This window comes from Streptomyces sp. NBC_01264, assembly GCF_026340675.1.
In the GTDB taxonomy this organism is placed as follows: domain Bacteria; phylum Actinomycetota; class Actinomycetes; order Streptomycetales; family Streptomycetaceae; genus Streptomyces.
This window is the reverse complement of sequence record NZ_JAPEOX010000001.1, coordinates 1948155-1970829: the sequence shown is the minus strand read 5'-3', so window position 1 is coordinate 1970829 and position 22675 is coordinate 1948155. Positions and strand designations below refer to the sequence as shown.

The 22675-nt window shown below is 68.6% G+C and carries 22 protein-coding genes and 3 pseudogenes; 18 read left to right on the top strand and 7 right to left on the bottom strand.

The genetic code is table 11. The annotated features are described in order from the left end of the window. The first annotated feature begins 2 nt into the window (after positions 1–2). The 5 genes from kdpC (at position 3) to OG435_RS08990 (ending at position 6263) form a co-directional block, all read left to right on the top strand. Positions 3–638: a potassium-transporting ATPase subunit KdpC gene (gene kdpC / locus OG435_RS09010; protein ID WP_266876309.1), complete on the top strand. Its 636-nt coding sequence runs from the start codon at positions 3–5 to the stop codon at positions 636–638. 107 nt (positions 639–745) lie between these two features. Next, a complete protein-coding gene (locus tag OG435_RS09005) occupies positions 746–1429 on the top strand; it encodes a response regulator (RefSeq protein WP_266876308.1) in 684 nt (227 codons plus the stop codon). 5 nt (positions 1430–1434) lie between these two features. Continuing rightward, positions 1435–3978, top strand: coding sequence for a sensor histidine kinase (locus tag OG435_RS09000; RefSeq protein WP_266876307.1), 2544 nt, complete (start codon positions 1435–1437; stop codon positions 3976–3978). Between the two features lie 196 nt (positions 3979–4174). Then, positions 4175–5548 (top strand): TrkH family potassium uptake protein, encoded by a 1374-nt coding sequence (locus OG435_RS08995; protein ID WP_266876306.1) that lies wholly within the window; start codon positions 4175–4177, stop codon positions 5546–5548. Next, positions 5541–6263 (top strand): potassium channel family protein, encoded by a 723-nt coding sequence (locus OG435_RS08990; protein WP_266876305.1) that lies wholly within the window; start codon positions 5541–5543, stop codon positions 6261–6263. Before OG435_RS08995 ends, OG435_RS08990 begins: the two co-directional genes overlap by 8 nt. 158 nt (positions 6264–6421) lie before the next feature. Here OG435_RS08990 and OG435_RS08985 read toward each other — a convergent pair whose 3' ends face one another. Further along, a complete protein-coding gene (locus OG435_RS08985) occupies positions 6422–6865 on the bottom strand; it encodes an orotidine 5'-phosphate decarboxylase / HUMPS family protein (protein WP_266876304.1) in 444 nt (147 codons plus the stop codon). Between OG435_RS08985 and OG435_RS08980 the strand changes: the two are divergent. After that, positions 6839–7129, top strand: a pseudogene (locus tag OG435_RS08980) (integrase core domain-containing protein); the annotation flags it as partial. The gene OG435_RS08985 and the pseudogene OG435_RS08980 overlap by 27 nt on opposite strands. Here the strand turns inward: OG435_RS08980 and OG435_RS08975 are convergent. Continuing rightward, positions 7126–7620: a GbsR/MarR family transcriptional regulator gene (locus OG435_RS08975; protein ID WP_266876303.1), complete on the bottom strand. Its 495-nt coding sequence runs from the start codon at positions 7618–7620 to the stop codon at positions 7126–7128. The pseudogene OG435_RS08980 and the gene OG435_RS08975 overlap by 4 nt on opposite strands. 72 nt (positions 7621–7692) lie before the next feature. On the opposite strand from OG435_RS08975, the gene OG435_RS08970 reads away from it, so the two are divergent. From OG435_RS08970 to OG435_RS08960, 3 genes are all read left to right on the top strand, one after another. Then, positions 7693–8655: an ABC transporter ATP-binding protein gene (locus tag OG435_RS08970; RefSeq protein ID WP_266876302.1), complete on the top strand. Its 963-nt coding sequence runs from the start codon at positions 7693–7695 to the stop codon at positions 8653–8655. Beyond that, complete coding sequence (locus OG435_RS08965; RefSeq protein WP_266876301.1) at positions 8652–10259, top strand: ABC transporter permease; 1608 nt, start codon at positions 8652–8654, stop codon at positions 10257–10259. Before OG435_RS08970 ends, OG435_RS08965 begins: the two co-directional genes overlap by 4 nt. Positions 10260–10393: 134 nt before the next feature. Then, positions 10394–10720 (top strand): hypothetical protein, encoded by a 327-nt coding sequence (locus tag OG435_RS08960; RefSeq protein ID WP_266876300.1) that lies wholly within the window; start codon positions 10394–10396, stop codon positions 10718–10720. On the opposite strand, the gene OG435_RS08955 is transcribed toward OG435_RS08960, so the two are convergent. Further along, the gene (locus tag OG435_RS08955) at positions 10692–12137 is read right to left on the bottom strand and encodes an NF041680 family putative transposase (RefSeq protein WP_266875532.1); all 1446 of its coding nucleotides are present in this window, start codon (positions 12135–12137) and stop codon (positions 10692–10694) included. The two genes, OG435_RS08960 and OG435_RS08955, sit on opposite strands and share 29 nt — an antisense overlap. Before the next feature lie 237 nt (positions 12138–12374). Between OG435_RS08955 and OG435_RS08950 the strand changes: the two genes are divergently transcribed. Continuing rightward, complete coding sequence (locus OG435_RS08950) at positions 12375–13328, top strand: IS5 family transposase (protein ID WP_266876299.1); 954 nt, start codon at positions 12375–12377, stop codon at positions 13326–13328. On the opposite strand, the gene OG435_RS08945 is transcribed toward OG435_RS08950, so the two are convergent. Beyond that, positions 13276–13824 (bottom strand): hypothetical protein, encoded by a 549-nt coding sequence (locus tag OG435_RS08945; protein ID WP_266876298.1) that lies wholly within the window; start codon positions 13822–13824, stop codon positions 13276–13278. The two genes, OG435_RS08950 and OG435_RS08945, sit on opposite strands and share 53 nt — an antisense overlap. 1521 nt (positions 13825–15345) lie before the next feature. On the opposite strand from OG435_RS08945, the gene OG435_RS08940 reads away from it, so the two are divergent. Further along, positions 15346–16242 carry a DUF5655 domain-containing protein gene (locus tag OG435_RS08940; RefSeq protein ID WP_266876297.1) on the top strand — a complete coding sequence of 299 codons (897 nt, stop codon included), beginning with the start codon at positions 15346–15348 and terminating at the stop codon, positions 16240–16242. A 311-nt stretch (positions 16243–16553) separates the two neighbouring features. On the opposite strand, the pseudogene OG435_RS08935 reads toward OG435_RS08940, so the two are convergent. Then, positions 16554–16712: pseudogene (locus OG435_RS08935) on the bottom strand (transposase family protein); the annotation flags it as partial. Between the two features lie 250 nt (positions 16713–16962). Between OG435_RS08935 and OG435_RS08930 the strand changes: the two are divergent. The 6 genes and pseudogenes from OG435_RS08930 to OG435_RS50355 all read left to right on the top strand — a co-directional run bounded on the left by OG435_RS08930 (position 16963) and on the right by OG435_RS50355 (position 19581). Then, positions 16963–17292: a helix-turn-helix transcriptional regulator gene (locus OG435_RS08930; RefSeq protein WP_266876296.1), complete on the top strand. Its 330-nt coding sequence runs from the start codon at positions 16963–16965 to the stop codon at positions 17290–17292. Next, positions 17289–18149, top strand: coding sequence for an ATP-binding protein (locus tag OG435_RS08925; RefSeq protein ID WP_266876295.1), 861 nt, complete (start codon positions 17289–17291; stop codon positions 18147–18149). Before OG435_RS08930 ends, OG435_RS08925 begins: the two co-directional genes overlap by 4 nt. A gap of 11 nt (positions 18150–18160) precedes the next feature. Further along, a pseudogene (locus tag OG435_RS08920) lies at positions 18161–18397 on the top strand (transposase family protein); the annotation flags it as partial. A 165-nt stretch (positions 18398–18562) separates the two neighbouring features. Continuing rightward, a complete protein-coding gene (locus OG435_RS08915) occupies positions 18563–18775 on the top strand; it encodes a cold-shock protein (RefSeq protein WP_266876294.1) in 213 nt (70 codons plus the stop codon). 263 nt (positions 18776–19038) lie between these two features. Beyond that, a complete protein-coding gene (locus tag OG435_RS08910) occupies positions 19039–19281 on the top strand; it encodes a hypothetical protein (RefSeq protein ID WP_430625744.1) in 243 nt (80 codons plus the stop codon). A gap of 54 nt (positions 19282–19335) precedes the next feature. Further along, positions 19336–19581 carry a transposase gene (locus OG435_RS50355; RefSeq protein ID WP_353962771.1) on the top strand — a complete coding sequence of 82 codons (246 nt, stop codon included), beginning with the start codon at positions 19336–19338 and terminating at the stop codon, positions 19579–19581. Here OG435_RS50355 and OG435_RS50350 read toward each other — a convergent pair. Continuing rightward, positions 19524–19829 carry a DUF317 domain-containing protein gene (locus tag OG435_RS50350; protein WP_353962783.1) on the bottom strand — a complete coding sequence of 102 codons (306 nt, stop codon included), beginning with the start codon at positions 19827–19829 and terminating at the stop codon, positions 19524–19526. The genes OG435_RS50355 and OG435_RS50350 overlap by 58 nt on opposite strands. Positions 19830–20059: 230 nt before the next feature. On the opposite strand from OG435_RS50350, the gene OG435_RS08905 reads away from it, so the two are divergent. Continuing rightward, positions 20060–21457: an IS1380 family transposase gene (locus tag OG435_RS08905; RefSeq protein WP_266876292.1), complete on the top strand. Its 1398-nt coding sequence runs from the start codon at positions 20060–20062 to the stop codon at positions 21455–21457. A 132-nt stretch (positions 21458–21589) separates the two neighbouring features. On the opposite strand, the gene OG435_RS08900 is transcribed toward OG435_RS08905, so the two are convergent. Further along, a complete protein-coding gene (locus tag OG435_RS08900) occupies positions 21590–22630 on the bottom strand; it encodes a DUF317 domain-containing protein (RefSeq protein ID WP_266876291.1) in 1041 nt (346 codons plus the stop codon). Between the last annotated feature and the right edge of the window lie 45 nt (positions 22631–22675).

Below are 22675 nucleotides of genomic sequence, written 5' to 3'. Positions count from 1 at the left end.
CCATGAACAACTCCGTCTCCAACACAGGCCGTCTCCTGGTCGCCGCGCTACGGATGCTGCTGGTGCTGACCGTCGTGACCGGCATCCTCTACCCGCTCGCCGTCACCGGGGTCGCCCAGGCGCTCTTCCACGACAAGGCCAACGGCTCCCTGGTCAAGGCCGACGGCAAGGAGGTCGGCTCCTCGCTCATCGGCCAGAGCTGGGACCTCCCCAAGAACAACCCGGATGACGAGGAAGAGGCAGCGCGCCCGGACCCCAAGTGGTTCCAGCCGCGCCCCTCCAACAGCGGCTACAACCCGCTCGCCACCGGCTCCAGTCAGCTCGGCGCGTCCGACTCCCGGCTGGTGCAAGCGGTCACCGATGCCAAGAAGCAGGTTGCCGGGTTCAACGGCGTCCCGGAGTCCGAGGTGCCCAAGGACGCGGTCACCGGCTCCGCCTCCGCGATCGACCCGCATATCTCCCCGGAGTACGCGGAAATCCAGATCAAGCGCGTGGCCAAGGAGAACGGCCTCACCGAGCAGCAGGTGGCCAAGCTGGTCGAAGAGCACACCGAGGGCCGTACCGCCGGCTTCCTCGGCGAACCCCACGTCAATGTCCTCAGCCTCAACCTGGCACTCAAGGCGCTGACCAAGCGCTAGGGCCTGCCTTGAACGGGCTCCGGAGCCGGCCAGATGCGGAACTCTCGTGTCCGGCCGGCTCCGCCCCATACCCAGCACACCCACCACGGAAGGAAGGTGCCACAGCGATGACCAGGGTCCTGGTGGTGGAAGACGACCCGCAGCTCGTCCGCGCCCTGAGGATCAACCTCCAGGCGCGCAAGTTCGACGTCGAGTCGGCGACCGACGGCAGGTCGGCCCTCCGCCTCGCCGCCACCCGCAAACCGGACGTCATACTGCTGGACCTCGGCCTGCCCGACATGGACGGCATCGAAGTCATCAAGGGCGTACGGGACTGGAGCCGCGTCCCGATCCTCGTCCTGTCGGCCCGCCACACCTCCGAGGACAAGATCAGGGCGCTCGATGCAGGAGCCGACGACTACGTCACCAAGCCCTTCAGCATGGACGAGCTGCTGGCCCGGCTGCGCGCAGCGGTCCGCCGCCAGGAGGCCGCTGAGCCTTCGCAGGAGACGGTCCTGGTGACGACCGACGGCTTCACGGTGGACCTGGTGGCCAAAAGGGTCCGGCGTGATGGCCGGGATGTCCGGCTCACTCCGACCGAGTGGCACCTGCTGGAAATCCTCATCACCCACCCCGGCAGGCTGATCAGCCAGCGTCAGCTGCTGCTGGAGGTGTGGGGCCCGACGTACGAAGACAAGACCAATTACCTGCGCGTCTACATGGCCCAGCTCCGGCGCAAACTGGAAGCAGACCCGGCACATCCCAGATACCTGATCACCGAGCCCGGCATGGGCTACCGCTTCGAAGGCTGAACGACATGAGACGCGGCACATTCCGGATCTACCTCGGCGCCGCCCCGGGCGTCGGCAAGACGTACGCCATGCTCTCGGAAGGGCACCGCAGGATCGAGCGAGGCACCGACGCCGTCGTCGCCTTCGTCGAGCACCACGGCCGCCCCCGCACCGAGGTCATGCTCCACGGACTCGAAGAGATCCCGCGGGCCGAGCTGGAGTACCGGGGTGGCGTCTTCACGGAGATGGACGTGGACGCCGTCCTGGCCCGCCGCCCTGCCGTGGCGCTCGTGGACGAACTCGCCCACACCAATGTTCCCGGCTCCCGTAACGCCAAGCGCTGGCAGGACGTCGAGGAACTCCTCCAGGCGGGCATCGACGTCGTCTCGACCGTCAACATCCAGCACCTGGAGTCCCTCGGAGACGTCGTCGAGGCCATAACCGGGGTCCGGCAGCAGGAGACCGTGCCCGACGAGGTGGTCCGCAGGGCCGACCAGATCGAGCTGGTCGACATGTCCCCGCAGGCCCTGCGCCGGCGCATGGCCCACGGCAACGTCTACAAGCCGGACAAGGTCGACGCGGCCCTGTCGAACTACTTCCGGCCGGGCAATCTGACCGCCCTGCGCGAGCTGGCGCTGCTGTGGGTCGCCGACCGGGTGGACGAGTACCTCCAGGAGTACCGGGGCGAGCACAACATCCGCTCCACCTGGCAGGCCCGTGAACGCATCGTCGTCGGTCTGACTGGTGGCCCCGAAGGCCGACAGCTCATCCGCCGGGCCGCACGTCTCGCCGAGAAGGGCGCGGGCGGTGAAGTCCTCGCCGTCTACATCGCCCGCAGCGACGGGCTCACCTCCGCCTCACCCAAGGAACTGGCCGTCCAGCGCACCCTGGTCGAGGACCTCGGCGGCACCTTCCACCACGTCATCGGCGACGACATCCCCGACGCCCTGCTGGAATTCGCCCGCGGCGTCAACGCCACCCAGATCGTCCTCGGCGTGAGCCGCCGCCGCCCCTGGCAGTACGTCTTCGGCCCCGGCGTCAGCGCCACCGTCGCCCGTGAGTCCGGACCCGACCTCGACGTCCACATCGTCACCCACGACGCGGCCGCCAAGGGCAGGGGCCTACCCGTGGCACGCGGCGCCCGCCTGGGCCGCTCCCGCAGCATCTGGGGTTGGCTGGTCGGCATCGCCGGACCGGCACTCCTGACCGTACTGCTGCGCACTGTCGTGCCCGACCTCGGGCTCACCAACGACATGCTGCTCTTCCTCACGCTCACCGTGGCCGCCGCCCTGCTCGGCGGACTGTTCCCCGCGCTGGCCTCGGCTGCCTTCGGGTCCCTGCTGCTCAACTACTTCTTCACGCCGCCGCTGCACCTGTGGACCATCGCAGACCCCAAGAACATCGTCGCCATCGCGGTCTTCTTCGCGGTCGCCGTCTCCGTCGCCTCCGTCGTCGACCTCGCCGCCCGCCGGACCCACCAGGCCGCCCGGCTGCGCGCCGAAGCCGAGATCCTCTCCTTCCTCGCCGGCAGCGTCCTGCGCGGCGAAACAGCCCTGCCCGCCCTGCTGGAACGGGTCCGCGAGACCTTCGCCATGGAATCGGTGGCCCTGCTCGAGCGAGACAGCGAGGTCGAACCTTGGACCCTCGCGGCCGGCACCGGGCCCGCCCCGGCCGCGCGACCGGAGGACGCCGACGTCGACATGCCCATCGGCGAGAACATGGCCCTCGCCCTCACCGGCCGCGTCCTCCCGGCCGAGGACCGCCGGGTCCTCGGCGCCTTCGCCGCCCAAGCCGCCGTCGTCCTCGACCACCAGCGCCTGGTCGGCCAGGCCGAGGAAGCCCAGCGGCTCGCCGAGGGCAGCCGAATCCGTACCGCGCTGCTGGCAGCCGTCAGCCACGACCTCCGCACACCCCTCGCCGGAATCAAGGCATCCGTCACCTCCCTCCGCGCCGATGACGTGGAATGGTCGGAAGAGGACCGAGCCGACCTGCTCGAAGGCATCGAAGAGGGAGCAGACCGACTCGACGCACTGGTCGGCAACCTCCTCGACATGTCCCGCCTCCAGACCGGCACCGTCACCCCGCTGATCCGCGAGACCGACCTCGACGAAGTGGTCCCGATGGCCCTGGTCGGCGTACCCGACGACAGCGTCGAACTCGACATTCCTGAAACCCTCCCCATGGTCGCCGTCGACCGCGGCCTGCTGGAACGGGCAGTCGCCAACATCGTCGAGAACGCCGTCAAGTACAGCCCAGACGGTCGCCCCGTCCTCGTCTCGGCCAGTGCGCTGGCCGAGCGGGTCGAACTGCGCGTCGTCGACCGCGGCCCAGGCATCCCGGACGAGGCCAAGGACCGCATCTTCGAACCCTTCCAGCGCTACGGAGACGCCCCCGCCGGAGCCGGCGTGGGCCTCGGCCTCGCGGTCGCCCGCGGCTTCACCGAAGCCATCGGAGGCACCCTGGCAGCGGAGGACACCCCCGGCGGCGGTCTGACCATGGTTCTCACCCTGCCCATCGCGGACAAGGTCCCCAGATCCGCCCCCGACCTCCCCAAGGCGGCACTCACCTGACACGCACGGCAACCCGGCCTACCTTCCGGCTCACCTTGATGGACCCTGCTGCTGCCGTCGGGGGGACGCTCGCTCCGGAACCTCGTGCCCCGTTCGGGACTTGCTGCGTGGCCGGGTAGGGTGACGCCGCTGGTCCTTGACGCACTCCTGACGCTCGGGCCCAATGGTGGCGTCGAGTCGGAGGGAAGTCGGTCGAGTGCCCGGACACGCGGCAAGACTGTGGCATTCGCTGTTCACCACTCATCCGGCCCGCACTGTGGTCTGGGCGTTCGCGCTGGTGATCGCCGTCGGCACGGCACTGCTGATGCTGCCGATCGCCTCCCAGGACGGCTCGACGACGGACGTCGTGACGGCGCTGTTCACGTCCACCTCGGCGGTGTGCGTGACGGGTCTGGTCGTCGTGGACACCGCCACGCACTGGAGTGGTTTCGGTGAGGGCGTCATCCTGGCGCTGATCCAGGTCGGCGGCTTCGGCATCATGGCCCTGGCATCCCTGCTGGCTCTGCTGGTATCCGGCAAACTGCGGCTGCGCATGCAGCTGACCGCGGCAGCGGAGACCAAGAGCCTGGGCATCGGCGACGTTCGCCGTGTCCTCCTCGGAGTCGCGGGCTGCACGCTCATCGTCGAACTCGCGGTGGGCGCGTTCCTCGCCCTGCGGCTGCGCTTCGGATACGGCCGTTCTTTCACCGAAGCCGCCTACTCCGGTTTCTTCCACGCGGTATCGGCGTTCAACAACGCCGGCTTCGGCCTGCACGGAGACAGCCTCACTCCGTACGCCCAGGACCCGTGGGTCACCCTCCCGATCGCCGTGGCCGTGATCCTGGGAGGCCTTGGCTTCCCCGTCCTGCTGGAACTGCTGCGCCATCGCACCCGGCGCCGCACCACCGGCCGCCGCAACTGGTCGCTGCACACCCGTCTGACGATCGTCACCAGCGCCGCCTTGCTGTTCATCGGCACCGTGCTCACCAGCCTGCTGGAATGGACCAACCCGGGGACCCTCGCTCCTTTCGACTGGGACGAGAAGATCCTCAACGGCTTCTTCTACTCCGCGATGAGCCGCACCGCCGGCTTCAATGCCATCGACATGGGCGCACTCAACGCCACGACCATCCTGTTCACCTGCACCCTGATGTTCATCGGGGGCGGGAGCGCGGGCACGGCCGGCGGCATCAAGGTGACAACCTTCGCGGTCTTGGCCGCCGCGATGCTCGCAGAGGTCCGGGGCGAGCCCAACTCCACCGTGATGGGCCGGCGCCTTGCCCCGCACGTGCTGCGTCAGGCCCTGACCGTGGCACTGCTCGCCGTGGGACTCGTCATTGCCGCCACCCTCGCCCTGCTCACCGTCACCAAAGCCCCCTTCGAGGCCGTCCTCTTCGAGGCCGTCTCCGCCTTCGCCACCGTCGGCCTGTCCACCGGCATCACCGCGGACACCCCCGACTCCGGCCAGCTGATCCTCATCCTCCTCATGTTCGTCGGCCGACTCGGCCCGATCACCCTCGTCTCGTCCCTCGCCCTGCGCGAGCGGACCCGCCGCTACCAGCTACCCGAGGAGCGACCCGTCATTGGGTAACTACCTGCACTCCCTGCGCCGTCGCCGCCGCAAGCGGCTCCTGGACCTCGGCACCCACGCCGCGGCTGACCAGCGCGTCGCCGTCATCGGCCTGGGCAGGTTCGGCAGTTCCCTGGCGAACGAACTGACCCGGCGCGGCTGGGACGTGCTGGGCATCGACACCGACGCCACCCTCGTGCAGAAGCACAGCGACGTCTTCACCCACACCGCCGTCGCCGACTGCACCGACCCCGAGGTGCTCCGACAACTCGGCGTCGGGGACTTCCCCAGTGTGGTCGTCGGCATCGGCACCGACATCGAGGCAAGTATTCTCGTCGCCTCCAACCTCCTGGAGGAGAACGTCCCCAACATCTGGGCCAAGGCCATCAGCCGCCAGCACGGCCAGATCCTCGAACGCCTCGGCGTCCACCACGTCGTCCTCCCCGAACACGAGATGGGCGAACGCGTCGCCCACCTCGTCACCGGCCGCATGCTCGACTTCATCGAGTTCGACGACGACTACGCCCTGGTCAAGACCATCACCCCGGCCGTCGCCACCGGCATCCCCCTGGGCGAGAGCGCCGTACGCACCAAGTACGGCATCACTGTCGTCGGCATCAAACGCCCTGGCCAGGACTTCACCCACGCCACCGCCGAAACCGTCGTCGAGAAGGGCGACGTCATCATCGTCACGGGCAAGACTCGCGACGTGGAAGCCTTCGCCGAACTCAGCTGAGCCCAGGCGCCATTCCCGCTGCGCGGGTCGGGTCGGGGCGTGGCGTTCTCGGGGTGTTCTGGCGGCCGCGCCCGCATCCACAGCGAGAAGGGCATCCGATGGAGCGGTCGGCCCCTCCCAGCAGCGGCTTGACCATCCAGCCGGATGATCGCTTCCGCTCACAGCTCCAGGTCGGTGCGGACGAGCCGGAATGCCGCCGCCGGGTCCGCGGTACGGGTGACCGTCCGGCCCACGACAACATGTGAAGCACCAGCGGCAACAACGGCACCACGCGTCGTGCCGGGCCGGGCGTGCTCACCTGGGGACTCACCAGGAAGCGTGACTCCCGGCGTGACGATCAGGGCGCTGGTTCTCAGCACACCACGCGGTGGCCCGGCTTCCTGCGGCGATGCGATGACGCCATGGCAACCAGCGCCTTCCGCCAGCCGGGCCAGCCGCAACACCTGCTCCTCGGCCGAGGCTGAGCCGGCGACGCCGATGTCAGCGAGATCGGAGCTCGTCATGCTGGTGACGATGGTCAGAGCCAGCACGCGAAGGCGTGGAAAGTCGCGGGCCGCGGCGACGGCGGCGGACGTGATGCCGGTGTCGCCTACAAATCCCATGCCTGGCGCGACCTGCTGACAGTAGCCGGGATCACCCACAAGCGAACCCGGCCCTACCGGCCCCCGACCAACGGCAAAGTCGAACGCCTCAACCGCACACTGCTGGAGGAATGGGCCTACGCCCGCCCCTACCAGTCAGAAGCCGAACGAGGAGCAGCGTTCCCCCAGTGGCTCCACACCTACAATCACCACTGCGGACACACCGCCCTCGCAGGCAAACCACCCGCCAGTCGCGTCCACAACCTCACAGGGCAGTACACCTAGCCCGCTGCAGACGACCGGTCCAGCTTCTCCTTGTGGATCCGCCAGCGGTCCAGCAGGCCCAGCAGTTCCTTCTGCATGAAGTCGAAGAACTCCGCCGTCTCCGCGACCCGCGACCCGGCCGGAGAGCCGGTGCCCAGGCTGGCCGCGCCCTCCCGCAGGGTCTTCTCCCACAAGGTCAGCACTTGGTCCCGCCGGCTGAAGGTCTCGTACCAGAGCTCGTTGTGCAGCACGTACCGGTCCCGTCGCGAGCCCGGTTCCCGCTCGCGGCTGACCATGTCGACCTGGGTCAGGTACGAGACCGCCCCCGACACCGCCGCCGGGCTGATCTGCAGCGCCTCACCCAGCTCCGCCGATGTCATGGCGCCCTCGTCGCTCGCCAGCAGCTGCGCGAAGACCCGCGCCGCCATCCGCTGCATTCCCCCGTCGGTCAACTGGGCGGCGAACCGCTCCACGAAGCGGGAGACCGCTTCCTCGTTCCGTTCCGCGTCCATGCCCGTCACCCTCCAGACTTTACGCGATCTCCAACCTTCACAAATTTATGAAAATAGCGTACGTTCGGAAGAATGACGAAGGCAATCAGCGTCGCCGGACTCCACAAGGCATTCGGCCGCACCCACGCACTTGATGGACTCGACCTCTCGGTCTCGACCGGCGAGGTCCACGGGTTCCTCGGCCCCAACGGCGCTGGCAAGTCCACCACCATCCGGGTCCTGCTGGGCCTGCTGCGCGCCGACTCCGGCGCCGCCGAACTCCTCGGCGGCGACCCGTGGGCCGACGCCGTCGCCCTCCATCGCCGCGTCGCCTACGTCCCGGGAGACGTCACGCTGTGGCGCAACCTCTCCGGCGGTGAGGTCATCGACCTCTACGGGCGGCTCCGCGGCGGCCTCGACCGCGCCCGCCGGGCCGAGCTGATCGAGCGGTTCGAACTCGATCCCACCAGGAAGGGGCGTACGTACTCCAAGGGCAACCGGCAGAAGGTCGCCCTCGTCGCCGCCTTTGCCTCCGACGTCGAGCTCCTCATCCTTGACGAGCCCACCTCCGGCCTCGACCCGCTCATGGAGGGGGTCTTCCGGAGCTGCGTCACTGACGCCCGCGCCGCCGGCCGCACCGTCCTCCTCAGCTCGCACATCCTCAGCGAGGTCGAGGCCCTCTGCGACCGGGTCAGCATCATCCGCAAGGGCCGCACCGTGGAGACCGGCAGCCTTGCCGAACTGCGCCACCTGACCCGTACGTCGATCAGCGCCGAGCTCGCCGGCCCGCCGAACGGCATCGCGCACCTGCCCGGCGTCCACGACGTGGAGGTGGACGGGCTGAAGATCAGCTTCCAGGTGGATACCGACAAGCTGGACCCCGTACTGCGCTCGCTCACCGAGTCGGGTCTGCGCTCGATGACCGCGAACCCGCCGACGCTCGAAGAGCTCTTCCTGCGCCACTACACGGACGACGCGGACGGCGGAAACGGCACGACCGGCACGGATGGCTCGGACGGTACGGACGGCACCGCGAAGGCAGGCGTGTCGCGATGAAGAGCAAGAACGACGCGAGCCGGCACGTGATGACGGACCAACTGGCCGGCAACGGCGCCCTGCTGCGCCTCGCCCTGCGCCGCGACCGCGTGATGATGCCCGTCTGGATCCTGGTCGTGGCCATGATGGTGGTGAGCCTGCCGGGCGCCCTGGAGTCGGTGTACGGGACGGCCGCCGAACGGGCCGAACTCGCCCGCGCGGTCAGCGTCAACGGCTCGCTGCGCTCCGTGTACGGGCCGCTCTTCGGCGACTCGCTGGGCGCTCTGACCGCCTGGCGCGGCGGGGGCTTCGCCGCCCTCCTCGCCGCGATCATGAGCCTGGTCATCGTGGTGCGGCACACCCGCGAGGAGGAGGAGACGGGCCGTCAGGAGCTTCTCTCTGCCGCCATGGTGGGGCGCCGAGCTCCGCTGACGGCCGCGCTGCTGGCGGCCCTGGTGGCCAACGGCCTCGTCGTGCTGCTGGTGACCGCCGGCCTCGCCGGGCAGGGCGCGGGCGGTGCGCTGGCCCTCGGGCTCGGCATCGGCGCCACCGGGATGCTGTTCGCGGGGCTGGCCGCCATCGCGGCGCAGTTCACCGAGAGCGCGCGGCTCGCCAAGGGGCTCACGGGAGCACTCATCGGCGTGGCCTTCGTGCTGCGCGCGGCCGGTGACGCGGGGTCGGTGGACGGTTCGTCCGCGCTGACCTGGGTCTCGCCGCTGGGCTGGCTGGAGAACGTACGGGCCTTCGCCGGCGAACGCTGGTGGGTGCTCGCCCTGTTCGCGGCGGCCGGGGCCGCGCAAGTGGCGGCGGCGTACGTACTGGCCGGCCGCCGTGACCTGGGCATGAGCTTCCTGCCGGCCCGCCCGGGTCCGGCGCAGGGGCGGCTCGGCTCGGCCGGGGCGCTGGCCTGGCGGCTCCAGCGCGGCAGCCTGACCAGCTGGAGCCTCGGGTTCCTCGCCGCCGGGGTGGTCTTCGGCGGGATGACGGACGGCGCCACCGAGCTGATCGGCGACAACGCGAAGTCCCGCGAGGTCATCGAGCGGATGGGCGGGCAGAGCGATCTCGCCGACGCCTTCCTCGCCACGATGGCCGGGATGCTGGGCATGGTTGCCGCCCTCTACATCGTCTCGGCGGTGCTGCGGCTGGGCGGCGAGGAGTCGGGGCAGCGCGCCGAATCGCTGCTCGCGAACGCGGTCGGCCGGCTGCGCTGGGCCGGCGGCCACCTGGCCGTGGCCTTCGGCGGATCGGCACTGATCCTGTTCCTGGGCGGGCTCGGCCTGGGCGCTGGGCACGGCGAGGACGTGGGCGCGGTGGTGGGGGCCTGCCTCGCGCAGCTCCCGGCGGTGTGGGTGCTCGGGGCGCTGGCCGCCCTGCTGCACGGCGCGGCCCCGAAGTACGCGGTGGCCGCCTGGGCGGTGGCCGGGACCGCGCTGGCCCTGGGCTGGATCGGCCCGGCGCTGAACCTCCCGCAGACCGTTATGGACCTCTCGCCCTTCGCCCACCTGCCCAAGCTCCCGGGCGCGGAGGCCCTGGCCTGGGGCCCGCTGCTGACCCTGACCGCCCTGGCCGCGGCCCTGACGGGCGCCGGCCTCGCCGCCCTCCGCCGCCGCGACATGATCACCTAGCTCTGACCGGCACGGTTCACCGGGTCACGGCACCGCGCCGGACGCCGCGACCCGGCGTTGTCGACGAGGGCGCTCGAACCTTGATGTCAAGTGGCTGGCGTTCGGCCGATGCGATGCGGGATCGTTGGCTCCTGATGATCGACGACGAAACTGCGGTTGCCGGCGGCGGTGAGGCGGCGGAGCCTACCAAGCCTCGGGCGCCCTACAGTGAGCGGCCCATCGCGCGCGCCCGGCAGGTTAAGGCGCAGGAACTGATCGAGCGGCTCGTCGCCGAGGGGCGGGTCCGGATCGCTGATCCCGATGACGACGAGGTCGCGGAGTGGCGGCGCGTCGTCAATTACGCGAAGCGCCACGGCCTGGAGCCGGCGGGCAAGCGCATTGAGAAGGTCCCTTATAGCGGGCCGGGGCTGGAGCTGTTCCTTAGCTTGGCATTTATCCTCTGCGGGCTTGGTGTTCCTTGATTGATTCGGCTCGTTTGACGGTCTTGCCGACGTTGTGGTGCTCGGCTCGGTGCTTGTTCTTCGTGCCCAGGGGTCGTCCGGGGCCGGGTCGGGATGGTTTCGGTGCGGCTGCAGGGCGGGCCGCGGTTGCACGGACGTTGCGAAACCCCCGCCGGACCCGGGCGGGGGTGAGGCGACGAGGTTCGGTTCGTCGTTCCCAGGGCCGCCGGAGGTCTTCGGTGAGGGGCCGGGCGAGACAGAGCTGGGTATGTGCGGCGATGATCAGCCAGGTCCACAGATCAGCGGTGTCGGCGCGGCGGATCTTCGGTGCGGTCCATCCGAGGGTCTGTTTCATCAGCCGGAAGGTGTGCTCCAGGTCGAAGCGGCGGAGGAACGACTGCCACCACCGGTCCACGTCGGCCGACACGGCCGAGGTTGCGGAGCACCACAGCCAGACCGGCTTCGGGTCGCGGTCGCCCGGCAGGTACTCCACCTTCAGTCGCATCAATGTGCCGTGCAGGACAGGCAGTTCCTCTTCCGCATGCTCCAGCCAGGGGCCGCGGTGAGTGAGCCGGGGATGCATCCGGTTCCAGGCCATCGTCTCTGCCTTGCCGTAGCGGGTGGTGTCCGTGGCGGTGGTGACGTCGGGCTGGTGCCATGTGTCGGGCTTTGCGAAGGTAAGGACGCCGCCGTGCCGGCGGGGTCGTCCGCCCTTGGGTCCGGAGCGGGCGGGGCCCGGGTCGCGGAGCATGACGCGGTCCGAGCGCAGTCGTCCGAGCAGCACGACGGGCAGGTCCTGCAGGGAGTGGGAGAGGTAGGTGACGTCGTAGCCGGCGTCCATCACGATCAGGATCTCGGGGTCGCCCGGCTTCCAGTGTCCCGCGTCGGCCAGGCGTTCCACGACCTCGCGGAGCTGGGCGGCGGTGACGAGTGTCGCGTCGTCCGCGGGTCCGAGCCGCAGGGCGTCCAGTAGACGGCACCAGGAGGTGCGGCCTGTTTCCAGGGCGGCGACGAAGGAGTACGGCCAGCCCGGGATGAACTGGTCCGTTTTGCGGTCGCCACGTCCGTAGACGTGGCAGAACAGCCGGTCGTCGCTGGTCGGAGCGTCGGGGCGGAGCCAGTTGCTCACGTCGACAGCCAGTACGATCCGCCCGTCGGCCGTCTTCGGCAGCGGTAGGCCGGCCAGAGCGCGTCGCAGACGCGACGGTTCGGTCCAGCCGCGATCCAGCCCCGCGTACAGAGCGCCGTGTCCGCGCCGGTGTTCGGCCGTCAGCGACAGCTCGACCAGGGTGTTCACCGGCCCGTCCGCACACAGCACCGCGTCGGTGAGCTCGAAGAGCGCGTCAGCCCGGGCATACAGGCAGTCGTAGAACTCGACACGAAAGCGGGACAACACCTCCAATGCCTCGCGTCCGGACACGTCGGCAGACAGACTCATACACAGCGGCCGTTCTCTGGTGCTTTGTTACTCGACATCTCGAAGCGTGGAGAACGGCCGCCTCCGCTGTCCCGGGAAACACCGCAGATCAGCAGGTCGGGTGACGAGCGAGGATAAACGCCAAGCTTAGAAGCCGTATCTCAACCGATCTTGGAACGTGCGGGTCGAACAGGCTTCCCGCGTGAGTGATCTCCGGGTGGCCGGTGCATGAAGGCAGGGCCTCCTGGTAGCTCGGGGATGCGAATCCTTACCGAGTACCCGGAGGCCCTGTTGTCGCAGTTGTACGCGCCTGCGCCCGCCCATTTCAACTCGTCCGACGTGTCGTGCGATTGCCTCGCGCACGTGTACGGCAACGCGGCCGATCATCCCGCCCGGAAGCCGCACTACCCCTCGGACATGTCGGACGAGGAGTGGGCGGCGGTCCGCCCTCTCCTACCGGTCCCGGCCTGGCTGGAGGGCCGGGGCGGGCAGCCCGAGGGCTACTGTCACCGTCAGATGCTGGACGCGATCCGCTACCTCGTCGCGGGCGGGATCTCCTGGCGGTCGATGCCGGTGGACTTCCCCGCCTGGGCCCGGGTCTATGCCTTCTTCCGCCGCTGGCGCGAGAACGAGCTGATCGCGGAGTTCCACGACCGGCTGCGGGGACACGTTCGAAAGCGGGAGGGCCGCGAGGCGCAACCCAGCGCGGGGATCATCGACGCGCAGTCGGTGAAGGCGGCCGCCTCGGTGCCCGCCGCCTCACGCGGCTACGACGGAGGCAAGCAGGTCAACGGGCGCAAGCGCCACATGATTACAGATTGTCTCGGTCTGATCCTGGTCGTCGCGGTGACCGCCGCGAACATCGGCGACCGCGAGGCAGCCCTCCCCTTGCTGGCCCGGCTGCGGAACCTGCACCGGGACATCACCCTGGTCTGGGCCGACGGCGGCTACACCGGCGGCCTGATCGACTGGTGCCGGCAGAAGCTCGCGCTCACCCTCGAGATCGTCAAACGTACCGACGACATGGAGGGGTTCGTGGTGCTGCCCAGGCGGTGGGTGGTAGAGAGGACGCTGAGCTGGTTGATGCATTCGAGGCGTCTGGCCAGGGACTACGAGACCCTGCCCGCGACCAGCGAGGCGATGATCCTGTTCTCGATGATCACGCGGATGGGGCGCCGGCTGGCCCGGCCACGAGCCGCCGTCCGGCACTGAACATCCCCGAAGCCTCCAGGAGCAGCCAACCGCGCTCGCCCAGGCGTTTCGCCTTCGAGCGCACTCCTTCGACCTTCGCCGGCACCGTCGTATCGATCCCCAGCGCCTCCGCGATGTCCTTGGCCCGCACCGGCTCCGGGCCCGGCCGGTCCTGGAGGACATTCAAGATCCGCTGATTGTCCGGTGAGAGGACCGACACCGACAGCCCCTCCCGCCACGCAGGCACCACGGCCCCCGGCACCGACGCGGCCACGGGCTCAGGGCCGGGCTCGGGCGGCGCGACCCTCTCCTCTCCGCCCTCCGTGACGACGGCGGTCTCGGCCGCGGACACGGCCAGGGCATCAACGAGTTCCTCACGCGCGATCACCCGCCGCTCCAGCTCGACCTCAGCGGCCTCCAGCACCGCAGCCGCCAACACCGCGGCCTCCCGAAGCTCTTCGGCCCGCACACGAGCAGCCGCCTCGCGCTCCTCCAGCAAACCCAGAATCGACGCCACCGCACGCACCTCGACGATCAGACGGAAACAGGACGCAGGATCCCTCCCTCATCCCACCGAAACCATTCCTGACCAGCGAAGACTCAACGATCACGTTCGGTTGAGATACGGCTTCTTACGGAGGGCCCGCATCCTAACGCGCGGAGCCAGCGGCCGAAGGTGGGCGGGGGGCTGGTTCCTGTCGCCGCTCGGCTGGGTCACCTGCATCCGGTGGTGGCTGCGCTCAAAGACGACGAGCGTCGGCTAGTGATGCCGTCTGCGCTGCGCCGTAGGTCGCTTCTGCTGTTGCAGGGTCTGGCGGCTGAGGCGGTACGGCGAGGGCATGAGGTGCGGCGGGCGAGGTCGTGCTTCTCCCGGCGCGAGGGTGGAGTGGATGTCACTGTCGATGGCTTTGCGTACACGGTCTCCGCCAGGCAGGAGTTCCCGGAGTCCACGAATCCGGAGCGCTCCGCTCGTCTCGTTGTGGAGCTTGCCCATGGTCTGACCGGTCGGCCTGGTCGCTGGCGGGATCGGAAGACCCGGACACTTGAAGAAGCCTTGGGCCTGATTCTTGAAGAGATCGAGGCGCGAGCTGTCGAGGACACTCGGCGCCGGCAGGATGAACGGCAGGCCAGGGCAGAAAGCGAGGTCCGTTGGCAAGCGGCCATGGACGCGGCGAAGGAACAAGCCCTTCGTGAACAACTTGCCCAGGTGCTGCGTGAAGAGGCCGGGGGGTGGCGAGAAGCGGCTGCTCTCAGTGCGTACTGCATGGCACTGGAACGTCGTATCGGAGAGTCGGACGGCGCCGGGGACGAGGCGGCACTGGACTCGGCCCGACGCTGGTTGGAGTGGGCAAGGGAATATGTAAAGTCGATAGACCCCTTGAGCGGGCTTCCAGGCATGCCCCACACACGTGAACCCACGCCGGAGGAGCTTAAGCCTCACCTCAGGGGATGCAACCCCCACGAACCGGAACCGCGTCGCTGAGGGTGGCGGCGCAGTGGGCCCGGGCCAGGCAGCTCATCACCCGTCATCACCCCTGCGAACCTCAACCGTGCTGGGTCGGTGCTGACTTAGACACGCCCAGCCCCGATGCCTTCGGTGGTCATCGGCAAGCTGTGCAACCAAGATCGGACGGGCGAACTTGGCGACAGCGGTCTGGGCGTTGACGGTGTGTGGACGGTGGAAGCCAGTCGCTGCAGACCGATGCGAACCGACTTCTGCGGGAGTTGCGGGGCACAATTCTGCCTGTCGGGCGCAGGTTTCTGCATAGGCGGTGAAAATGCTGGGTGTCGAGACTTCTGAAGAAGAGAGGGTCCTTAGAAGGCGCCTGCTCTATCCGCTGAGCTGCGGGGGCTGACCTGCGAAAACGCAGCTTCCGAACATGAGCCGTGTGTCGCTGTGCCACACATGGGCCACAAGGGTACGTGTGGGGCGTCCGGCTCCGGCTTTCAGCCTCTCACGGGATCTTTACATCCTCGAAGGCCGGGACGGAAACAATTCGGTCTCCGTCGCTGTTATGGCCCCTGGATACAGCGATGCATGGGGGTGCTGAGACTGAGGCTGTTCGATGTGAACGGTGGGGGCGCGGTGGAGATCACCGCGAGGCCGGCGGAGCTGGAGCGTCATCTGCAGGACGTGGTCGAGGGGAACATGGAGCTGCTGCTCGGGGTCCGGTTCCTGGCCAGCGAGTACAGCACGGGGCCGGTTCACGGTGGCAGGATCGACTCGCTCGGTATCGACGAGAACGGCTCGCCGGTCGTCGTCGAGTACAAGCGTGGACGCGACGCCGGTGTCATCACGCAGGGGCTCTTCTACCTGTCGTGGCTCGTCGACCACAAGGCCGAGTTCCAGCACCTGGTCCGCGACCGGCTCGGGGATGCGGCCGCGGCCCAGGTTCTGTGGAGCGCGCCCAGGCTGATCTGCGTTGCGGAGGACTTCACGCGCTACGACGTCCACGCCGTACGCGAGATCCGCCGCAGCATCGACCTGGTTCGCTACAGCTACTTCGGCACCGACCTCCTGGCCCTTGAGCCGGTGGCCTCCGTCGTCGCCGACGGAGCGGTCCGAACCGACCGCCGGCAGCGCAGGGCGGCGCCAGCGGACAGGGCGGCGTCCGCCTCCCGGGTACCAGACCTGAGGGCCGCGCTGGAGGAGCTGCTCCTGGGACTCGGTGACGACGTCAGCCGGATAGACCGCAAGCAGTACCGGGCGTACCGGACGCTGCGGAACTTCGCCTGCGTCAGCCACGGCCACCAGCAGGAAGTCGTCATGACCCTCCGCCTGTCGCCCAAGGACGTTGACCTGGTCCCCGGCTTCACCCGGGACGTCAGCGAGATCGGCCACCACGGAACGGGCGACCTCGAAGTCCGGCTGCGCGCGGACCGTGATCTCCGGCGAGCGGAGCCACTGCTGCGGCAGGCCTACGAGGCTGTCTGACCGCACGGCGGGCGGAGGCGTCGAGTTGTGGTTCAGGCAGCGGCGTCGGCCTTTCGTGGTGCGAACAGGGGTGGCGGTGTCCTTCCATGATGCGGCGAATTCGGGAATTCGGAATTCGTGAAACCGCTGATATAAGAGGCCCCTGTTGCACCTGACCGTCCGATGCTCCATCCGGATCTCGACGGGGCACGGCCGTCTGAGAGCCGTAGCCTCGTGGCCGGGACGATGCGATAGCCACTGGTCGACGGCCGCGCTGCATGCGCAGTGAGACCCCGCCGAGGGGGGATTCGGCGGGGTTTCACTGAGAGTTTTCAGCGTTGCCTCTCCAGGGTGAGGACGGCTCGCGCGATGGACGTCATCCGGTTCGGGCTGATGCGTGACCTGCGGAAGATCCGCCAGGACTTCAGCCGGGCCATGCCTCGTTCGACGGGTGCGCGGGCCTGGGCGAGCGCGCGGTTGACGGTGCGCTGGGCCTACCACGCAGGACAGGCTCATTGCCCGGAACGCGAAGCTTCGCCGCCGGAACCAGGAGCTGGCCTCGGACCTCGCTCTCGCCGTCGCTCAGATCCAGTTCCTCGCCCTCAGATCTGCCCGGCTCGAGGAGGCCCTCGAGGCCAGCATAAAGGTCACCCACATCAACGAGAGGCGCCCGCGGAACTGAAGGATCTGACGTCGCGCCGACCCCTAGACGCGCTATCTCTAGTTAGCTAGAGTTATAGTATGAGCTATCCGTTCAGGGTCACAGACGCGACGGTCGACGTCGTTGAAGCGCTCCTCTCCGGCGATGAGGAGCTTTACGGCTTGAAGATCGCCAAGATGATTGACCGGCCGAGCGGCAGCGTCGTCCCCATCCTGATGCGCCTCGAAAGCTGCGGCTGGGTCCTCAGTGAGTGGGAGCAGGGCAACGCCGCCCGCGGGCCCCGGCGCCGGTTCTACCGGCTCCACTCCGACCATGCCGGCGAAGCCGCAAGCCTGGTGCGCGAGAAGAAGAAGGCACCCCGCAAGATCATGCCCGCGATCCTCCGCCCCGGCCTTGGAGGCACCCGATGACCACCGAGGCCATCCTCTTCCTCGTCACCGCCGTCATCCTGCCCATGGCCTTAACGGAGCTCGGAGACTGGTGCCCCCGCCTCGCCAAGAACCTCGTCCGGTGGACTGCCCGACGGCTGGGCGATCCGCAGGCGATCGAGCGGTACTCCGAGGAGTGGACCGCAGAACTCGAACGGTTGCCCGGGAAGCTGGCACACATGGGATTCGCGCTGGGCTACTTTGCGCGGCTGCCGCAACTCCGCTGGTCACTGCGGACTGCACGCCGAGCGAGCCGACCTGGGCAGCCTCTCGAGCAACTCCTGCCGACGCGCACGCCGAACGCCCTGAGCTACGGCCTGACAGTGCTCCCCACGGCCGATCAGCGCCAGGCCTGTTTCACCTTGCTCGACGCAATCCTCGACGTCAGCCCAAGTAGCCAAAACCGGCTGCACTTGCTCATGGGTCCAGCGGGATGCGGCAAGTCCACGACCGTCCGCTGGGTCAGCGAGACCCTGGCCAAGGCGGGCGCGAAGACGCACTACGTCTGGGCGCCCGACTGGGCGACGCAGAGGCGTCCCCTGCACGTGAGCCCTGAGCTCCGAGACCGGCTAACGCAGGCAACTCAAGGCCTGGGACTCCTTGTCGTTGACGAGGCCGACGAAACGACCGTCGAAGTCCTGGAAGCCCTGCGGTTGCCGTGTTCCGTGCTCGTGGTCAAGAGGGACACCGGCGTGCTGGGCGCGGAGGCAGAGCTGACACGACGGCCTCCGATCCTCGGGGCTGTGGTTGACATGGGTCCCGCTTTCGTGATGGGGGGCTATCCGCAACGGGGTCCTGGAGTTCCTAACCCCCTTCCACCGGTCAACGGTCAGTTCTGAAGACCGGCCACAACCGCGCCTACCAGGGCGCCGGCCCCTGGGTCACCACCGGACTCAAACGGCCACCGGGCGGTGAACTCACCCTCACCCAGCGCACCGTCAACCGGGCCCTGGCCGCGGCGAGGGCACCGGTCGAACGCGGCATGGCACGGCTGAAGTCATGGCAGATCTTCCGCAGGTCCCGCGTCAGCCCCAACCGCATGACCGTCATCACCAAAGCCGTCCTCACTCTGGAGAGGCAACGCTGAAAACGCTCACTCAGACAGTAGCTCTTCGGCGTGTGCATCGGATCGTGACGGTGGCTGCCTGCGTGTTGGCTGTCCGAGCCTGGTGCGGCCGACTGCGACCAACCCGTCAGCCACTCGCCCATCCGCGCGCGTTTCATGATCGTATGCATGGGCACGTATGGGCGCATGCAGCGAGGACGAGTGAAGTGGTTCAACATCACCAAGGGGTTCGGTTTCATCAAGCCGGAGGGCAGCGACCAAGACATCTTCGTCCACATTTCCGCCGTCTCGGCAGCAGGCCTGAACACCCTCAATGACGACCAGGAGATTGAGTTCGAGATCGAGGAGAACCAGAAGAACGGCAAGGCGTCCGCCATCAATCTGAAGGTTGTGGACTAGGCCGTATTGCTAAAGAGAGCTGGTGGGCCGGGTGCACCCCAGACTTCGCCGTCGAGCAGCTCCATTCCCAGTACGGGCCACGCCTCCCGCCTGCGACGGTGCAGTCGCGTGGTGACCATCTCGCTGCGTAAACTGTTGGCTCGTGTGTCTCTCTGTGATGTCAACGTGCACACTGACGGTTACCCGTTCGACCGAAGGACTGAGCCGTGCCCGGCCGACCTGAGATTGTCTGCATCTGCGGCTCTACCCGGTTCGTGGACGAGATGCGTATGGCGAACCGTGATCTGACTTTCGCAGGTGTCATCGTCGTCGCGCCAGGCGAAGCAGACGAGTTGATCACCAACGAGCAGAAGACCGCGCTGGACGCCCTCCACCTGCGCAAGATCGACCTGGCTGACCGGGTTCTGGTCGTCAACCCCGGCGGGTATGTCGGCGAGTCCACGAGCAGGGAGATCGCATATGCCCACGCCACCGGCAAGTCGATCTCGTTCACCGATCCCGTCTGACCAGTAGACACTTCGTGGTGCGCGCGGGCAACGAGTCTCGGTCAGCCTCGGAGCGTGTTGCTAGAGGGTCTTCGAAGTCGTCGGGCGCAGCCTTGTGCTGTGTCGCGTGACGTGATCTCTGATGAGGCGTGGGCCGTGCTCGAGCCTCTGTTTCCCGCTGTGAAGGCTACGGGCCGTCCGCAGATAGACCGACGCACGGTGGTCGAGGCGACGGCGTGGCGGTTTCGCACCGGGGCGCCGGTTCAGCGCTTGGAAACCGGGCGGGGCGATGTGGCCGGGGGCGGGACCGCAACCGGCTGATGGATGAGGTTGGGGGCTGAGCCGGTGGCGCGGAGTGGGGGCGGCTGGTGGCTGTAGCCGTGCGCGAGTTCGAAGGTGATGTCCTGGATCAGGGATGTGGGGGCGTGTGTGGAGAGGCGGATGGCCCATGTGAAATTGTCGGCCGCGTTGCCGCCCCAGATGGTCCAAGCCGGCAGCGGGTTTCCTTGCTTGACGTGGGTGTCGAAGCGGAGGCCTGCCCCGTCGGTGGTGGGTGCGGTCCAGTCGATCAGCTGGGCTCCGCACTTCAGGGGCCAGCCTGCGTCTTCCAGGGGACGGGACGCTTGGGCGAGGTCCTCCTCCTTGACGGGGGTGGCGGCGCCCAGCCCCCAGCCTCATGAATTCACCGTAGGGGTCGGTGTTGGTGACAGAGCGTGAGAGTAGCGAGGAAGGGTGCCTCGACCTGTGATGATCTGGCTTGCTGAGGGCTGGATCATCGTGGGAAGGAGGCACCCTTCGGGTGTCGGAGCTTACCGAGTGGTCGGAGGGCCTGTCGCTGTCGGCGGGCGGACGGAAGCTGGTGGGCAAGGCCGGGATCGTGCCGGTGCGGCGTCTGGCGGACAAGATCGGGCTGACCGGCGCGCTCAGCGGCGCGTTGGTGCGGCGGGGCTTCCATCCGGTCCATGACCGGGGTGGGGTGCTGGTGTCCGCAGCGTGTGCGGTGCTGCTGGGCGCGCGTTCGATCGCCGGGATCGCGGTGATGCGGCAGGCGGCGCTGGTGCTGGGCCGGCCGGCCTCGGCCTCGACGCTGTACCGGACACTGGACGCGATCGGCCCGGTCCAGCTGGCGAAGATTACCTCGGCGCGGGCGAAGGTCCGCTCTCGCGTCCATGACCTGCTTGACCTTCGCCCGGGCGGCTTCCCGTGGATACGCGTGGACGGCAGGCCGCTGACCGGATGGAGTGTGCTGGACGTCGATGCTTCCTTCGTGCCCGCGCACTCGGACAAGGAGGGTGCCGAGCCGCACCGCAAGGGTTTCGGCCTGCACCCGCTGCTGGTGTTCCTGGACAACACCGACGAGCACCTGGTGTGCCGGCTCCGGCCCGGCAGTGCGGGCGCGAACACCGCCGAAGACCACATCGAGGTCTCCACGGAGGCGGTGCGGCAGTTGCCGACCCGCCGCCGTAGGAAGGTCCTCTTCCGCGCCGACGGCGCCGGCGCAACGAAGGAGTGGCTCGCCTGGATCACCTCCGGTGGTGGCAACAAGGCCAACACCTGGGAGTACTCGGTCGGCTGGAGCCGGGACGAGGACTTCTGGACCGGCCTGGCCAAGGTCCCCGAGAAAGCGTGGACGCCCGCGCTCGACGCAAAGGGCGACCCCCGCCAGGACGCCGCCCTGGTCGAGATCACCGACCTCCTCGGCCTCTCGGGCTGGCCACCGGGCCTGCGGATCATCATCCGTCGCGAGCCCGTCCACCCCAAGTACACCAAGGACCTCAAGCCCTACGAGCAGACGACCGGGTTCCGGTACACCGTGATCGCCACGAACACCGTCGGCCGGCAACTGCAGTGGCTGGACGCACGCCACCGGGCCCACGCGCACGTGGAGTCCGGGATCCGCAGGTCAAAGGCGCTGACCCTACTGCGGCTGCCATCGTTCAAGTTCGCCCTCAACCAGGCCTGGTGCACCCTGCTCGCCCTGGCCATGGACCTGCTGTCCTGGCTGCAACTGCTCGCACTCGACGGGCGCCTTGCCCGTGCCGAGCCCGCCGCCGTCCGCACCGACCTGCTCGACGTCCCCGCCAAGCTGACCGACCACGCCCGCCGCCGCGAACTCAAGCTCGACCCTGCCTGGCCCGCCTCCCACCATGTCGTCGCCGCATGGGAACGGGTCCAGGCCCTGCCCGACCCCGGCTGACCAGCACGCCGCCGCCCCACCCACCGGAAGGAGGAGACCCGCAGCACCCTCGGCGAGTGGACGCCGACGACACCCGCGACGACACGCGGCCCACCGGCCTACCCCGCGGCAGCCAACCCACAGAACAAACCATCAGGAAGCAGACACCCAGCCGAACCACCTACGCCGGCGCGCGCACGTGAACGATCGAGGCCAGGAGTCTTCGGTGCTGAGGCTGTTGAGGAGGACACGCATGATCTCGACCGGAGTGGCTGGGGTGGCGGTGGCGTGCCAGTGGCGTTCGCCGACGGGTGACTCGTAGGCGGCGATCGTCCAGAGGCTGTCGCCGTGGGCTGCGTCGTGAAGGAACTCGACGCGCAGGGTGAGGGATTCGTGGCTGGCAATGGTGGTCTCGTCGTGAGGGCGCCATTTCTCCCATTCCCCGTGGGTCGTGAAGAACTCGTTGAGGAGGGCTTCGTGGTCGCCAGGGCCATTGGCGTACACAGGTACCAGCTGTGACGCCTCCTCGGCCGCGACGGTCATTGGCGTCGCTGTCGGCGCCGTGGAGGGTGGTGCCACCCCCAGGGCTTCGCCGGCGGCTCGCTCGATGTCAGTGAGAGGGGCTGGTCCGGGGCGGACCGCAACGGTGTGGCGGCGATGGAAGTCGGCCACTGCCTCGGCCTCGGAGGTGTAGTCCGTCTCCTCCGTGCGCAAGTGGTCTTCTCCGTGGAGGTGGACGCTCTTGCCTCCGGTGTAGGTGCCCACTGCGAGGGTGGTCCAGTTGTCACGGGCGTGGAGGTGGATGACGAGGCGGCCGGCGGCGATGTCGTCGTGGATCTGCTGGGCTTCACCGGTGGCCTCGCGGATCTCCTCCCGAGTCAGCCACGTCCAGTGCGTTGGGGCGTTGCCGTAGGTCCACTCGGTGTCGATCTCCTCCTGGAGGGCGGCGGTGATCTCCACGATTGCGCCGCTCTGACGGAGGGCGAAGGCGGCCTTCTCGGCATGGTGGGGTTCGTCGTGGTCGATTCGGGCCAGGACCATGCTGTTGTCGCCGGTCGGGCGGAATCCGTACTCGGTGAGCACGGCGCGGGCGAGGTAGCGGTCGGGGGTGCTGATGGTGGCGATCACGGCGCTGCTGTGGTCGGGGTGGAGGGCCAGGTGGACATCGTGGGTGTCGGGTGTGGCGTGGGGCATGCGGCTCGCTTCTCGGGTCCGGCCAGCGAGTGGCCGGCCGGACCC